Consider the following 13,133-nt stretch of genomic DNA (forward strand, 5'->3'; position numbering starts at 1 on the left):
TGACGACAGACGCTGTGATTTATTCTGCTGTTGCCCATACTTCGAGGATAGGGTCAATAATCTGGCGAGTTGTACCGTCCGTTAGCCCCAAATCGGTAAGATGCGGACCGGCATTACAGGCCAGACAGGTGCCTTCAATGGCCTTGAATACCCGATAAGGCGGTTGCCAGTCGGCAATGTCGGCGCTGCGCTCACGCAGTTGCTTAAACTGAGCCGCCAACTCACTGGCGGGCAGATCGGAAAGCATTCCGGCAATCGGCATCTCAACGCTGGCCAACAGTTTGCCTTGCTGACTTAGCGCCATCCCGCCACCGCAGGCGATCAAATGATTCGCCGCCAGCATCATATCCGCTGGGTCACGACCCAACACCACCAGGTTATGGGCGTCATGGGAATAGGAGGTGGCAATGGCACCACGGAGTTCGCCCCAGCCTTCCAGCAATGCAATTTGTGGTTTAGCGAGATACTTGCCGTGCCGATGTTGCACCCAAATCAGGCTAAACCCGGCGGGGATCATCGCGACGCCGTGATGAACGTCCACCAGCGTTTCACCCCACTGGGTAAAGCGGGCACCTTTGATATGTCTGAGCCGCGCTTTGCCGTGATTAATACCGGGGATATTCAACTGAAAGTCTGCAACCTGTAGTGGGGCGAGATGCATGGTGTCACGCGGCGGCAGTAACCCGGGGGCGGCGGCGGGGACCTCTGCCAGCATTTGGCCGCGTTCGGCAACGCATTCACCGGCGACAAATACCTGTAGGGGTTGAATATTTACCAGCGAATCAAAGGTAAAAAAGTCGGCGGTGCGCCCGGCAGCGATTAGCCCGAGATCGTTACGTTGCAGACGCAGCGCTGCGTTCAACGTGGCCATCCGCAATACCTCCTCGGCCCGCAGGCCGCAGGCAATCAGCGTATTAACCAGGGCCAGCATGCCACCTTTCTCCAGCAGAAAATCCGGGGGCACATCGTCGGTGCATAAGGTGATCTGTGACGACAGATGAGGCAGCGTTTGTAACGCCGCGACAATATCTGGCAGCAGATAGGGATGGGATCCGCGGATTTGCAGCGTTAAACCGGCGCGAAGTTTTTCCAGCGCGTCTTCTGCCGAAGTCAGCTCATGATCGGAGCTGACGCCAGCAGCGAGATAAGCCTGTAGCTCGGCCCCCTTTAAACCACGCGCATGACCTTCTATCAGCTTGCCGCTGCATAGCCCGGCAGCAAGAATTTCCAGCATACGATCGCTGCCGTTGAGGACGCCGTGCATATCCATAACCTCGGCGACTCCGGCAACTTCTGGCCAGGCGAGCATAGTGGTCATTTGCTCGCCGCCAAAATCAGCACCGGAAGTTTCCAGTCCCGGCGTTGAGGGAACGCTGGAAGGGGCAGCGCAAATCACCCGCAGCGGCAGATTACGGCTCGATGCCACGGCGTAGCGCACGCCCTCAACGCCAAGCACATTGGCTAATTCATGCGGGTCCCAGAAGATAGTGGTTGTCCCCTGTGCCACGACAATTTGCGCATAACGATGCGCGGGCAGGTGGGAGCTTTCAACATGAACGTGGGTATCAATTAACCCTGGCGCAAGATAGGCACCGGCCAGATCCTCGCTAACAACCCCTTGAAAGTTATCGCCACAGGGATGGACGCTGGCAATCATGGTGCCGGTAATACCAATATCCACACGGCGGATCTCGCCGGTGACCATATCAATAAGTTGCGCATTTCTCAGCAGGCGATCAAAAGGGATCTGCCCCAATGCCGCCTGAACTGCACGGCGACGCAGTGACAGAGTTGAAGCTTGTGTCGTCATGATTTTTTATCTTTCTATAAGGAGGACCCTAATGTAGGCAGCCGGGGCGCTATTTGACAGATGATTTATTTTATCAGTGGATAAGAAGGGGTTATGCTGACGCCATCGTTTGCTCAGTATTAAAGACTAAAGGAGAGTTATGTCTGAACCCTGGCGCAGGCTGCCCGCCTTATCGCTCAAACAGATCCAGTATTTTGTCACCCTGGCGCAGCTGCGCAGCTTTACCACCACGGCACATCGTCTGGCGATCAGTCAGCCGGCGTTAAGCAGCGCCTTGCGGCAAATCGAGTCGGTATTGGGCAGTAAGCTGGTTAACCGTACGGCACAGGCAGTGACGCTGACTGAACAGGGGCTGGCGATTTTGCCTTATGCCGAACGGTTGCTGAATATTGCCCATAACACCTTCGAAGATATGCAGCAAATTATGGCGCAGGGCGGGGATGGTACCTTGCGTATTGGTCTGGTGCCTTCGGTTAGCACGCTGCTGTTTCCGGCGGTACCCGCACTTTTGGCCACGCGGTTTCCCGGTTTGCGCGTCGAGTTCCACGATCTGACCAATGACCGATTATTGGTGGAGTTGCAAAAGGGGGCCATTGATTTCGGGTTGGGTTCTCTCGACAGTTCAGTGCCAGACAGTATTGAAGTGTTCCCGCTGCTTGAAGATCCTTTTGTGGTGGTGATGCGAAAGGATGACCCGTTGGCGGAGAGCCATCATTTGCCCTGGCGGCATTTATCCCGGCGGCCAATTGCGCTATTCCTTAAAGGAAATATTAATCGGCTGGTTAATTCGTTGATTGAGAGTCATCGTTTAACCTTGGATATCGCTTATCAGGTTGAATTCCAGGAAACCTTATACGGTCTGGTGCGATCGCGACTGGCATTGGCTATTTTGCCGCAGCTTTATACCTCCACGCTTAACGATGACGAGTTAACCGTGGTCTATTTGCAGCAACCGGAATTAACCAGAACTATCGCCATGATGCGGACAATTTCACCGTTACGTTCCCCTTTGACGGAGCAATGTTTTCAATATTTATTACAGGCTTTTCGTAACCAGATAAAAACAGTGGATGATTAGCCACCAGGGTGGAGAAGCTAAAGGCTATTATCCGGAGAGATGTTGAGCGGAAACATTAGCAACGCAAATGTTTTCTTTCGGCAGTGGTGATTAAATAAATAGCAGATGCACAGCAGCACGGCCTTGCGTGGCGCCATTTAAAAGCATTGAGCCGACAAATATCGGCTCAATGAGGTCATGGTCGAAAAGTTTAGCGTACGAATTTCCACACTGCCGTCGGTATTTTATCGTACAGCTTATTCATCGTTAGCTCCGCCAAACGATGGTCGGCTGCCGAGTAAAACAACTCGAGTTCATCATTAGAAAGTTCATACTTATTCTTTTCAATAACACGTTCAAGCGTATCAATTGTCGTACATTTTCTTAAACGCATCAAATAGTCGATTTTGTTCATCATGGCCTTTTCATTATGTATCTAAATACTTTATTAAATTGTCTTTTAAGTTTTCATCAGGGTGCAGTCATAATCCCCTGAGAACATTCTGAATAGTCGTTTCTTGGTTTTTTGCCATTGACGTAAATCAGAATCGTTAATTCCATAATTGCTAAACAGGGTATAGGTATCGTCGAGATACTCTTCCACCAGGTCGCTTAAGTCGGTTTCGTCCGGGTATTTTATTTTAAAGCTCATTACGAAAGATGCAATATGCTCTATCAAATCATTCAACTGCAAATTGATGGCAGAAGTAGGGTCATTGACCCAGCCGTGATGACTGTCCCCCAGTGTGGCAATTCCTTCATCATACAAATTTTCGTTAAGGAACCGCAGTTGTGCAATATCATGTCGCTTAGGCGAGTACTCATCCATATCATCCCCTCCGTAATGGTCATTCGGTGTTGATAACACTATGTGAGTAAACAAAAAAACTGTAGATAAACAACAAAATCCAGGCTAAACCAGGGACTGCTAAAAACAAACTAACCCGATTAGAAATTAAAGTACATGTTTTGATGGTCGATAACCACAAGTCATTATCTCGTCGGAGGATGTTGATGATGACGTAATATCACTGACACAATGTAAATATAATCTAATTTTGGAAAAATATGCAAACCTATTACGGAAACTTACAATTCATTTTCACTACTGGCAGGGTCGAAATCAATTATATCAAACTCCAGCCCGTCAGGTTTGACGATAAATGACACCTTCTCATTGGCCTCTTCCGTTGCGTTTAGATCGAGGCAACCATTGAAAACCGTCCATTCATAACTGTAACTCATTGAATATGATTGATTATTCAGTGATGAAATACTCTGGATCACTAATGAACCAGGTGTGTAGTGCGCATTATATGAGTAATAAGCTAAACCAGCAGTTAATGCTACTTCAATCACTGCAATATTAGATTCTATTATCTGCTTAAGTTCCTTCGTGCTCAGTTCTTTGCCCTGAGAAACATAAGGGATGCATTTTTTCATAGGCGTTATCTTATCAGAAAAGGCTAACAAGTTAATTATTACATATTTTTTTGTTTAAATGTTGCATGACAATAAAATATTTTCGCTATCGTTATATGCTTAACTTAATGATAAATATTGATTTTATCCATATAACCGCTGGTTCTTTCGCAAGTTGCTGTAAATGTGCTCATTGTAAGATCCCAGCCAACTCTTAACCCAGGCGCAATACGCCAGCCTTTTTGGCCCATGATAGCTGTCTGCTATCTTGAAAAGTCATCTCAGATGTGTTGTTATATTATAACATTACTTGGGCAATTGGCTATGACTAAGACACTTTTCACCCTTTCTGCGCTATCCCGCTGTGCTATTGCTTTCATTTTACTGGCAATTTTGTGGTGCGGGATCTATTGGGCCATCTCTTTACCATGATTAACATTTCCAGGCTTGAAGTTGGCTACGAACGACGCGCTGTGGCGATGCCGTTAAGTGGTCGCATCAGCGCCGGGTCGCTTACTGCGGTCATTGGCGCTAACGGTGCAGGCAAATCGACCTTTCTCAAAACGCTGGCCGGTTTGCAGCCAGCGATTTCCGGCACCCTTACCTTTAACGGTGCGGCGGGCAAAAACAAACGTCCGCAGTTAGCCTATTTACCCCAGCAGGCCGAACTCGACCGCGAGTTTCCCATCAGCGTCTTTGATTTGGTAGCGATGGGCTGCTGGCCACAGAGCGGTTTGTTTGGCGGCATAAGCCGTCAGTCTGAACAGCAGGTGCTGGCCGCACTTGAGACTGTCGGGATGAGCGCAATGCGTCAGTTCCCGGTTGGGGAGCTGTCAGGCGGGCAGTTGCAACGGACATTGTTTGCCCGGCTGCTGATCCAACAGGCGCCGCTGATTATGCTCGATGAACCCTTCACCGGTATCGACAGCCAAACCACGCAGCTATTACTGGAGGTTATCCGCCAGTGGCACAACGAGGGAAAAACGGTGATTGCCGTATTGCATGATATCGCTATGGTGGCCCGACATTTCCCTGAAGTGCTGTTTTTAAGCCCGCAACAGAATCTGTGGGGAACGGCCGATGAAGTGCTCTGCCATTTTCCCCATCGCGACCATGCCTGCGTGCTGGCCGATGAATTCAGTGAACAGCGGAGCGCTATTTCATGATGCTATTTCATCTGCTGGTCGATCCCTTCGTCCAGTTTGGCTTTATGCGCCGTGCGCTGATTGCCTGTCTGGCCTTATCCATCAGTGCCACCCCGCTGGGGGTCTTCCTGTTATTGCGTCGGATGAGCCTGGTGGGCGATGCCCTTAGTCATGCGGTATTGCCTGGAGCAGCTATTGGCTATCTGATTTCCGGTATGTCGCTGGTGGCCATGGGCGTGGGCGGCTTTATCGCCGGGTTGGCAGTTGCCATGCTCTCAGGAGTGGTCAGTCGCCGTACTCAACTGAAAGAAGATGCCAGTTTTGCCGGTTTCTATCTCGGGTCATTGGCGCTGGGCGTCACTTTGGTGTCACTCAAGGGATCCAGTGTCGATCTGCTGCATGTGCTGTTTGGATCGATCCTGGCTATCGATTCCCATGCGTTGCTGATGGTCGGCTCGATCAGCACTGTTTCCCTGCTGATCCTCGCCTCTATTTATCGCGCTTTGGTGGTTGAGTCTTTTGATGCGCTGTTTTTACGCGTCAGTTCCGGCAAATGGTTAGCCCTGATCCAGGGAATTTTCCTGGCGCTGGTGGTGGTCAATCTGGTGGCGGGCTTTCAGATCCTCGGCACCTTGATGTCGGTAGGCTTAATGATGCTGCCAGCGGCCAGTGCGCGTTTTTGGGGACGCGACTTACCGCATACCCTGCTGATTGCCATGCTGATTGGTATGTTGTCGAGCGTGGTAGGGCTGATTTGGTCTTATTACGCGTCGCTGCCCGCTGGTCCGGCCATTGTGTTAAGCGCCAATGTAATTTTCTTTATTTCAATATTATTTGGAACGCGTGGCGGCATGTTAACCGCCTCGCGACGTTAAGAAGTATCAATAAAGGAGTGGAAATGAAACTTTTACCCGTTGCTCTGTCAGTAGCTGCCCTGCTGTCGAGCCCGCTGGCGATGGCCAAAACGGTCAACGCCGTTGCCAGTTTTTCAATTCTTGGTGATATCGTCCAGGAAGTCGGTGGCGAGCATGTCAAGGTCACCAGTCTGGTGGGGCCGGACGGCGATCCGCACAGTTTTGAACCGGCCCCCAAGGACAGCAAATCGCTGGCGACCTCTGACCTGGTATTTGTCAGTGGCCTGGGGATGGAAGGCTGGATGGATCGCCTGATCGCCGCTTCCGGCTATCACGGTAAAGTGATCACTGCCTCACAAGGGGTGGACACTCGTCAAATGGTGGATGAAGGCAAGACGATAACCGATCCTCATGCCTGGAACAGCATGGCGAATGGCGTTATTTACGCCACCAATGTGATGAATGCGTTGATCGCTGCCGATCCGGAAGATGCTGCCTATTTTCGTCAGCAAGGCGGCGCTTATATCGAGCGTTTACAACAGCTCGATAGCTGGGCCAAGCAACAGTTTAGCGGTATTGCCCAGGATAAACGCAAAGTCCTGACCAGCCACGATGCTTTTGGCTATTTTGGCAAAGAGTATCATGTCACCTTTATGGCACCGGTCGGTTTCTCCACCGAGTCAGAGGCCAGTGCCAGCGGCGTGGCGTCGTTGATCAAACAGATCAAAGATGAAAAGGTGAAGACCTACTTTATCGAGAATCAAACCGATCCGCGCCTGGTTAAACAAATTGCTGCCGCAACTGGCGCACAGCCGGGAGGCGAACTGTATCCCGAAGCGCTGTCGGGCCCAACCGGCCCGGCTACCACCTATGAGAAAGCGTTTAAACACAATGTAACCGCCATTGTCGCCAGTATGAAATAAGCTCGTTCACCTCTCCGCGTTGTAAGACCGGGGAGGTATTTTCCACTTCTTTAGCACGCAACAAAGCCCCGTTGGGCAAGCAACGGGGCTTTTTTTATACGCAGCGTTCCAGACGGTTAGCGCTTTTTCTTTCCGCCCTGAACCGCTTTAAAACGCGGGTTACTTTTACAAATAACGTAGAGGCGGCCTTTACGTTTGACGATGCGACAATCCGCATGGCGATTTTTGGCTGATTTTAATGAACTCAGTACCTGCATGATAGTTTCCCTGATGGTGTATCCGTCGTTTACTGCAATCTCACGGTTTATGGTTTACCCAGAAAGCGGCCAAAGCGCTGCTGGAAGCGCGCGGTGCTGCCTTCCTTGGAAAACTCTTTCTGCTTGCCGGTGTAGTAAGGATGCGACGCAGAAGAGATATCCAGGGTGACATAAGGGAAGGTATTGCCTTCCAGCTCGATGGTTCTGTCGGTGGCGATGGTTGATCCCACTTTAAAATACTCATCGGCACTGGTGTCGTGAAAGACCACGGTGCGATAAGCAGGATGAATATTTTCGCGCATAATTGCCTCATTGGAATATTATAACATAACAATATTATGCACGGGTTATTTTTAGGCAGCAAGCGGCTTTTTAAATTTTTTAGAGTAAGAGTCGGGAAGGGGGGGAAACAGCATAATAAAAAAGGCCGCTTGCGCGGCCTTAAGATCGGTCAATTAATCAGAGATTAATGGTCTGGCGTGTGCACCGGATGAGGATGCGCTTGCTCGTCGTTCTTTTTGCCAAAGCGGCGGCGAACCACCACAAAGAACACCGGAACAAAGAAGATCGCCAGCAGCGTTGCGGTGATCATCCCGCCCATTACGCCGGTACCTACCGCATTCTGCGCACCAGAACCAGCACCTGTGCTGATCACCAGCGGCATAACGCCGAGGATAAAGGCCAGTGAGGTCATCAGAATCGGACGTAAACGCATACGTACCGCTTCAAGCGTGGCCTCAATCAGTCCTTTGCCCTCTTTGTCCATCAGGTCCTTGGCGAACTCGACGATCAAGATGGCGTTCTTGGCCGAAAGCCCAATGGTAGTCAGCAACCCCACCTGGAAGTAAACGTCATTGCTCAGACCGCGCATGGTTGCCGCAATCAGTGCACCGACGACCCCAAGAGGCACCACCAACATCACCGAGAACGGAATCGACCAGCTCTCATAGAGGGCCGCCAGACACAGGAACACCACGATCAGCGAGATAACATACAGCGCCGGTGCCTGGTTACCTGACAAGCGTTCCTGATAGGACATACCGGTCCAGTCAAAGCCGATGCCGGTTGGCAATTTGGCCGCCAGAGACTCCATCATCTCCATGGCCTCACCGCTACTTCTTCCCGGAACCGGTTGGCCAAGGATTTCCATCGAAGGCAGACCGTTATAACGTTCCAGACGCGGTGAACCGTATTCCCATTTTGCCGTAGAGAAGGCAGAGAACGGTACCATCTGACCTGAACTGCCGCGAACGTACCAGTTTTCGATGTCTTTAGGCAGCATACGGAATTTCGCATCGCCTTGAACATAGACCTTCTTCACGCGACCACGGTCGATAAAGTCATTGACGTAACTGCCACCCAGCGACGCACCCAGCGTGGTATTGATATCAGAGATAGATACGCCAAGGGCGGTAGCTTTCTCCTGATCGATTTCCAGCTTGTACTGCGGTGTATCTTCCAGACCGTTCGGACGAACGCCCGCCAACAGGTCAGGATGCTGAGCAACCATCCCCAATAACTGGTTACGCGCCTGAGTCAGCTTGGTATGTCCGAGGTTAGCCTGATCGATCAGCTCAAAGTCGAAGCCGGTTGCCGTACCCAGCTCAACAATCGCTGGCAGGTTAAAGGCAAATACCATGGCATCTTTGATTTTGCTGAACTCGCCCATGGCGCGCCCGGTAATACCGCCGACTTTATTGGCGGCACCGCTACGTTCTGACCAGTCTTTCAGGCTGACGAAGGCGATACCGGTGTTTTGTCCACGTCCGGCAAAGCCAAAGCCGTTAACGGTAAATACCGAGTTAACGTTGTCTTTCTCGTTGGTCAGATAATAGTGGGTGATTTCATCCAGTACTTTCTGCGTCCGCTCCTGCGTGGCCCCCGCTGGCAACTGCGCCATGGTCAGGAACACGCCCTGATCTTCTTCCGGCAGGAAGGAGGTCGGCAAGCGAATAAACAGGAACGCCATACCGACTACAATCAGCAGGTAAATCACCAGATAACGTCCGGTGCTGCGCAGGATGTTGCCAATACTGTCAGTGTAATGGTGGGTGCTTTGCTCAAACTTTTTGTTAAACCAGCCAAAGAAGCCCTTGGTCTGGCCGTGGTCGCCCTTGGCAACAGGTTTAAGCATGGTGGCGCACAGCGCCGGGGTCAGCACCAGAGCGACCAGTACAGACAGCACCATCGCCGAAACGATAGTGATGGAGAACTGGCGATAAATTACCCCGGTAGAGCCCCCAAAGAAGGCCATGGGAATAAATACCGCCGAAAGCACCATGGCGATACCCACCAGTGCGCCCTGGATCTGTTCCATGGATTTTTTGGTGGCTTCTTTCGGTGGCAGGCCCTCTTCGGACATGACACGCTCGACGTTCTCGACCACCACGATGGCATCATCCACCAACAGCCCGATGGCCAGCACCATACCAAACATGGTCAAGGTGTTGATCGAGTAGCCGAAGGCGGCAATGATGGCAAAGGTGCCCAGCAATACCACCGGCACGGCAATCGTTGGGATCAGCGTGGCGCGGAAGTTTTGCAGGAACAGGTACATCACCAGGAACACCAGCAAAATGGCTTCAACCAGCGTTTTGACCACTTCCTGAATCGAGATTTTAACGAATGGCGTGGTGTCATACGGATACACCACTTTCAGACCCGCAGGGAAGAAGGGCTGCAATTTGGCCAGTGAGGCTTTCACGGCTGATGACGTATCCAGCGCGTTGGAGCCAGTGGCCAGCTTGATCCCCAGACCGGCGGCAGGCTGTCCGTTAAAGCGGGCAATCACATCGTAGCTTTCACCACCGAGCTTGATGTCAGCTACGTCTTTCAGGCGAACCTGCGAACCGTCCGGATTCACTTTCAAAATAATCTGACCGAATTCGTCAGCCGATTTCAAACGTGTTTGCGCAACAATTGACGAGTTGAGCTGTTGTCCCGGAACCGGCGGTGTGCCCCCCAGTTGCCCGGCGGCAATCTGGTTGTTCTGTACGGTAATGGCACTGATCACATCGACCGGTGTCAGTTTGTAGTTATTGAGTTTGTTCGGATCCATCCAGATACGCATGGCGTACTGCGCACCAAATAGCTGAACGTCACCAACACCGGCGGTACGGCTGATAGGATCCTTGACATTGGAAGCCACGTAGTCGGCAATATCTTCCTGCGTCATGGCGCCATCAGAAACAAAGCCCGCCACCATCAGGAAGCTGCTGCTTGATTTCTGAACCTTGATCCCTTGCTGCTGAACTTCCTGCGGTAACAGCGGCATGGCCAACTGCAGTTTGTTCTGCACCTGTACCTGGGCGATATCCGCGTTGGCACCGGAAGCAAAGGTCAGCGTGATCTGAACCGCACCCGAGGAGTCGCTGGTTGACGACATATACATCAGGTTATCGATACCGTTCATATTCTGTTCGATAACCTGGGTGACCGTATCCTGCACCGTTTGCGCATCGGCACCTGGGTAGGAGGCCGTCAGCTCAATGGCCGGTGGCGCTACCGTAGGGTATTGCGCAATAGGCAACTTCAGGATCGACAGTCCCCCCGCCAACATAATGATGATGGCGATAACCCACGCAAATATCGGGCGATCTATAAAGAACTTAGCCATGTGTTACCGGCTCCTTTTCAAGACTTCGTCGCTTCTGCAGCAGGTGCGTTCTGATTGACTTCTTGTACTGTCACCTGAGCACCGGGTTTGACTTTCTGCAGACCGGTGACAATCACTTTGTCGCCAGGTTTAAGACCAGCCGTTACTACCCATTTATCACCAATGGCTTGCGTGGTGGTCACTGTACGAACTTCCACTTTATTATCGGCACCCACCACCATGGCAGTGGCATCGCCACGCGGATTGCGGGTGATCCCCTGTTGCGGAACCAGCAGGGCGTTGTTGTTGGTACCTTCGTCGAGACGGGCACGTACAAACATGCCTGGCAGCAGCGAGTTTTGTGGGTTAGGGAATACGGCGCGCAAGGTAATGGAGCCGGTGGTTTGATCAACGGTAACATCAGAGAATTCCAATGTACCTGGCTGTTGATACTCTTTACCGTTGTCCAATATCAGTGCCACTTTGGCTTTGCCGTTTTCCTGTTTCAGCGTACCGTCGGCCAGTTCCTGCTTCAGGCGCAGGAAATCATTGCTCGACTGAGTAACGTCAACATAGATAGGGTCAAGCTGCTGTACGGTGGCCAGGGCATCGGTCTGGCTGCTGGTAACCAGCGCGCCTTCGGTCACCGTGGATTTACCAATACGGCCACTGATTGGCGAAAGTACTTTAGTGTAAGCCAGATTGATGCGCGCCGTTTCCACCGCTGCCTTGGCGGCGATCACCGAGGCATTTGCCTGCATCGCGGTAGACGCGGCGGTGTCGTAATCCTGTTTACTGATGTAATTGGTGCCTAACAACGGCTTGTAGCGATTAACCGTAACCTGGGCAATTTGCGCACTGGCCTGGGCTTTTGCCAGATCGCCTTTGGCGCTGTCATAAGCGGCCTGATAGGTAGCCGGATCTATCTGGTAAAGAGAGGTCCCCGCCTTGACTTCGCTGCCTTCGACGAAATTGCGTTTGAGAATAATACCGCTTACCTGCGGACGAACCTCGGCAATACGGAAAGCGGACGTGCGTCCTGGCAATTCGGTGGTGACATTCAGCGGTTCTGCTTTCAGAGTGACGACACCCACCTCAGGGGCTCTGGCAGCTCCTTGCTCGGTTTTTTTATCGTTACATCCTGTAAGTGCTAAACCACCGGCTAGCATAAGAACGACCGCCAGAGGCGTTAACCCTCTGTTTTTGTTCATAAATAAACCTCAAGTGTCCGATTTTTAAATTGTTTAATGGATGCTAAGCGTCTCAATCCACTGCTGCGTTTTTAGTATGGGCGTGCTATGTTACATACATTCATGAATGTATGTAAATCAAACTCCCTTAAAACCATATCCTATGGCACGAAAAACCAAATCCCAGGCGCAAGAAACAAGACAACAGATTCTGGACGCGGCTATCAGGCAATTTACTGCCCGTGGTGTGTCTGCTACGTCCCTGACAGATATTGCCAATGCAGCCGGGGTAACTCGTGGTGCTATCTACTGGCATTTCAAAAACAAGGTAGAGCTTTTCAACGGCGTTTGGGAGGACTGCGAGTCCGTAGTTCACGCCCTTGAACTCGAGTATCAGTTACAGTTTCCTGACGATCCTCTGCGCGTGCTGCGCGAAATTCTTGTTTATTTATTGCGTGCTACGGCGTCTGACCCTTCACGGCGTTCGCTGATGGAAATCATATTTCACAAATGTGAATTTGTTGGGGAGATGAGTTCCGTTCATGAAGCGCGTAAGGCTCTGTATATGGAAGGTTATGGCAAGATTGAAAGCATTTTGCATCGCTGCATTGAACAGGAGCAATTGCCGAAAAATTTGCATACCCGCCAGGCGGCCATCATTTTGCGCGCCTATATTACCGGACTGATGGAGAACTGGCTTTTTATGCCAGAAAGTTTTGATCTCTACAATCAGGCCGGCGATTTTATTGATACTTATATCGAGATGTTAGCACTATGTCCAAGCTTGATTAAAAGTAATTAATAAACAGATTATCCCGGATCAAGCTGCGGCATTGGCTGGGCGAAAATTCGCCGTATATTACGCCAGGTTGGGACACAG

Annotated in this window: 13 protein-coding genes; 5 read left to right on the forward strand and 8 right to left on the reverse strand. The window is 51.1% G+C overall.

The window, feature by feature from the left end; genetic code table 11:
- Nucleotides 1-19: 19 nt before the first annotated feature.
- Nucleotides 20-1,810, reverse strand: a complete 1,791-nt coding sequence (locus tag GW590_RS04545; protein WP_169401836.1) for an adenine deaminase — start codon at nucleotides 1,808-1,810, stop codon at nucleotides 20-22.
- Nucleotides 1,811-1,949: 139 nt separating this feature from the next.
- Here GW590_RS04545 and GW590_RS04550 point away from each other — a divergent pair, with 139 nt between their 5' ends.
- Complete coding sequence (locus tag GW590_RS04550) at nucleotides 1,950-2,888, forward strand: LysR family transcriptional regulator (RefSeq protein WP_169401837.1); 939 nt, start codon at nucleotides 1,950-1,952, stop codon at nucleotides 2,886-2,888.
- Between the two features lie 190 nt (nucleotides 2,889-3,078).
- Here the strand turns inward: GW590_RS04550 and GW590_RS04555 are convergent, their stop codons facing one another.
- From GW590_RS04555 to GW590_RS04565, 3 genes are all read right to left on the reverse strand, one after another.
- Nucleotides 3,079-3,282 (reverse strand): HHA domain-containing protein, encoded by a 204-nt coding sequence (locus tag GW590_RS04555; RefSeq protein WP_009639079.1) that lies wholly within the window; start codon nucleotides 3,280-3,282, stop codon nucleotides 3,079-3,081.
- A 45-nt stretch (nucleotides 3,283-3,327) separates the two neighbouring features.
- Entirely contained in the window at nucleotides 3,328-3,696 is a 369-nt protein-coding gene (gene tomB, locus GW590_RS04560) for an Hha toxicity modulator TomB (RefSeq protein ID WP_169401838.1), read from the reverse strand.
- A 260-nt stretch (nucleotides 3,697-3,956) separates the two neighbouring features.
- Entirely contained in the window at nucleotides 3,957-4,310 is a 354-nt protein-coding gene (locus tag GW590_RS04565; protein ID WP_169401839.1) for a hypothetical protein, read from the reverse strand.
- Between the two features lie 407 nt (nucleotides 4,311-4,717).
- Between GW590_RS04565 and GW590_RS04570 the strand changes: the two genes are divergently transcribed.
- Genes GW590_RS04570 through GW590_RS04580 form a run of 3 tightly spaced genes read left to right on the forward strand, consistent with a single transcriptional unit; the run spans nucleotide 4,718 to nucleotide 7,211 of the window.
- On the forward strand, nucleotides 4,718-5,455 hold the full coding sequence (locus GW590_RS04570; protein WP_169401840.1) for a metal ABC transporter ATP-binding protein: 738 nt from the start codon (nucleotides 4,718-4,720) through the stop codon (nucleotides 5,453-5,455).
- Nucleotides 5,452-6,309 (forward strand): metal ABC transporter permease, encoded by an 858-nt coding sequence (locus GW590_RS04575; protein WP_169401841.1) that lies wholly within the window; start codon nucleotides 5,452-5,454, stop codon nucleotides 6,307-6,309. The genes GW590_RS04570 and GW590_RS04575 overlap by 4 nt, the downstream gene beginning before the upstream one ends.
- A 23-nt stretch (nucleotides 6,310-6,332) precedes the next feature.
- Entirely contained in the window at nucleotides 6,333-7,211 is an 879-nt protein-coding gene (locus tag GW590_RS04580; RefSeq protein WP_169401842.1) for a metal ABC transporter substrate-binding protein, read from the forward strand.
- 116 nt (nucleotides 7,212-7,327) lie between these two features.
- On the opposite strand, the gene ykgO is transcribed toward GW590_RS04580, so the two are convergent.
- The 4 genes from ykgO to GW590_RS04600 form a co-directional block, all read right to left on the reverse strand.
- Nucleotides 7,328-7,468 carry a type B 50S ribosomal protein L36 gene (ykgO, locus tag GW590_RS04585; protein ID WP_169401843.1) on the reverse strand — a complete coding sequence of 47 codons (141 nt, stop codon included), beginning with the start codon at nucleotides 7,466-7,468 and terminating at the stop codon, nucleotides 7,328-7,330.
- Between the two features lie 47 nt (nucleotides 7,469-7,515).
- Nucleotides 7,516-7,770 carry a type B 50S ribosomal protein L31 gene (locus GW590_RS04590; RefSeq protein WP_169401844.1) on the reverse strand — a complete coding sequence of 85 codons (255 nt, stop codon included), beginning with the start codon at nucleotides 7,768-7,770 and terminating at the stop codon, nucleotides 7,516-7,518.
- 164 nt (nucleotides 7,771-7,934) lie between these two features.
- Nucleotides 7,935-11,084 (reverse strand): multidrug efflux RND transporter permease subunit AcrB, encoded by a 3,150-nt coding sequence (gene acrB, locus GW590_RS04595; protein ID WP_169401845.1) that lies wholly within the window; start codon nucleotides 11,082-11,084, stop codon nucleotides 7,935-7,937.
- A gap of 17 nt (nucleotides 11,085-11,101) precedes the next feature.
- Entirely contained in the window at nucleotides 11,102-12,274 is a 1,173-nt protein-coding gene (locus GW590_RS04600; protein ID WP_169401846.1) for an efflux RND transporter periplasmic adaptor subunit, read from the reverse strand.
- A 142-nt stretch (nucleotides 12,275-12,416) separates the two neighbouring features.
- On the opposite strand from GW590_RS04600, the gene acrR reads away from it, so the two are divergent.
- On the forward strand, nucleotides 12,417-13,055 hold the full coding sequence (gene acrR, locus GW590_RS04605) for a multidrug efflux transporter transcriptional repressor AcrR (RefSeq protein WP_169401847.1): 639 nt from the start codon (nucleotides 12,417-12,419) through the stop codon (nucleotides 13,053-13,055).
- Nucleotides 13,056-13,133 lie beyond the last annotated feature (78 nt).

Source organism: Rouxiella aceris, assembly GCF_012933545.1.
Lineage (GTDB): Bacteria > Pseudomonadota > Gammaproteobacteria > Enterobacterales > Enterobacteriaceae > Rouxiella > Rouxiella aceris.

Excerpts from the sequence above, each read along its gene's own strand:
- tomB (WP_169401838.1), bottom strand. The coding sequence starts at position 3,696 with ATGGATGAGTACTCGCCTAAGCGACATGATATTGCACAACTGCGGTTC.
- GW590_RS04590 (WP_169401844.1), bottom strand. The coding sequence starts at position 7,770 with ATGCGCGAAAATATTCATCCTGCTTATCGCACCGTGGTCTTTCACGAC.
- GW590_RS04580 (WP_169401842.1), top strand. The coding sequence starts at position 6,333 with ATGAAACTTTTACCCGTTGCTCTGTCAGTAGCTGCCCTGCTGTCGAGC.
- ykgO (WP_169401843.1), bottom strand. The coding sequence starts at position 7,468 with ATGCAGGTACTGAGTTCATTAAAATCAGCCAAAAATCGCCATGCGGAT.
- GW590_RS04600 (WP_169401846.1), bottom strand. The coding sequence starts at position 12,274 with ATGAACAAAAACAGAGGGTTAACGCCTCTGGCGGTCGTTCTTATGCTA.
- GW590_RS04555 (WP_009639079.1), bottom strand. The coding sequence starts at position 3,282 with ATGAACAAAATCGACTATTTGATGCGTTTAAGAAAATGTACGACAATT.
- GW590_RS04550 (WP_169401837.1), top strand. The coding sequence starts at position 1,950 with ATGTCTGAACCCTGGCGCAGGCTGCCCGCCTTATCGCTCAAACAGATC.
- acrB (WP_169401845.1), bottom strand. The coding sequence starts at position 11,084 with ATGGCTAAGTTCTTTATAGATCGCCCGATATTTGCGTGGGTTATCGCC.
- GW590_RS04565 (WP_169401839.1), bottom strand. The coding sequence starts at position 4,310 with ATGAAAAAATGCATCCCTTATGTTTCTCAGGGCAAAGAACTGAGCACG.
- GW590_RS04545 (WP_169401836.1), bottom strand. The coding sequence starts at position 1,810 with ATGACGACACAAGCTTCAACTCTGTCACTGCGTCGCCGTGCAGTTCAG.
- GW590_RS04570 (WP_169401840.1), top strand. The coding sequence starts at position 4,718 with ATGATTAACATTTCCAGGCTTGAAGTTGGCTACGAACGACGCGCTGTG.
- acrR (WP_169401847.1), top strand. The coding sequence starts at position 12,417 with ATGGCACGAAAAACCAAATCCCAGGCGCAAGAAACAAGACAACAGATT.
- GW590_RS04575 (WP_169401841.1), top strand. The coding sequence starts at position 5,452 with ATGATGCTATTTCATCTGCTGGTCGATCCCTTCGTCCAGTTTGGCTTT.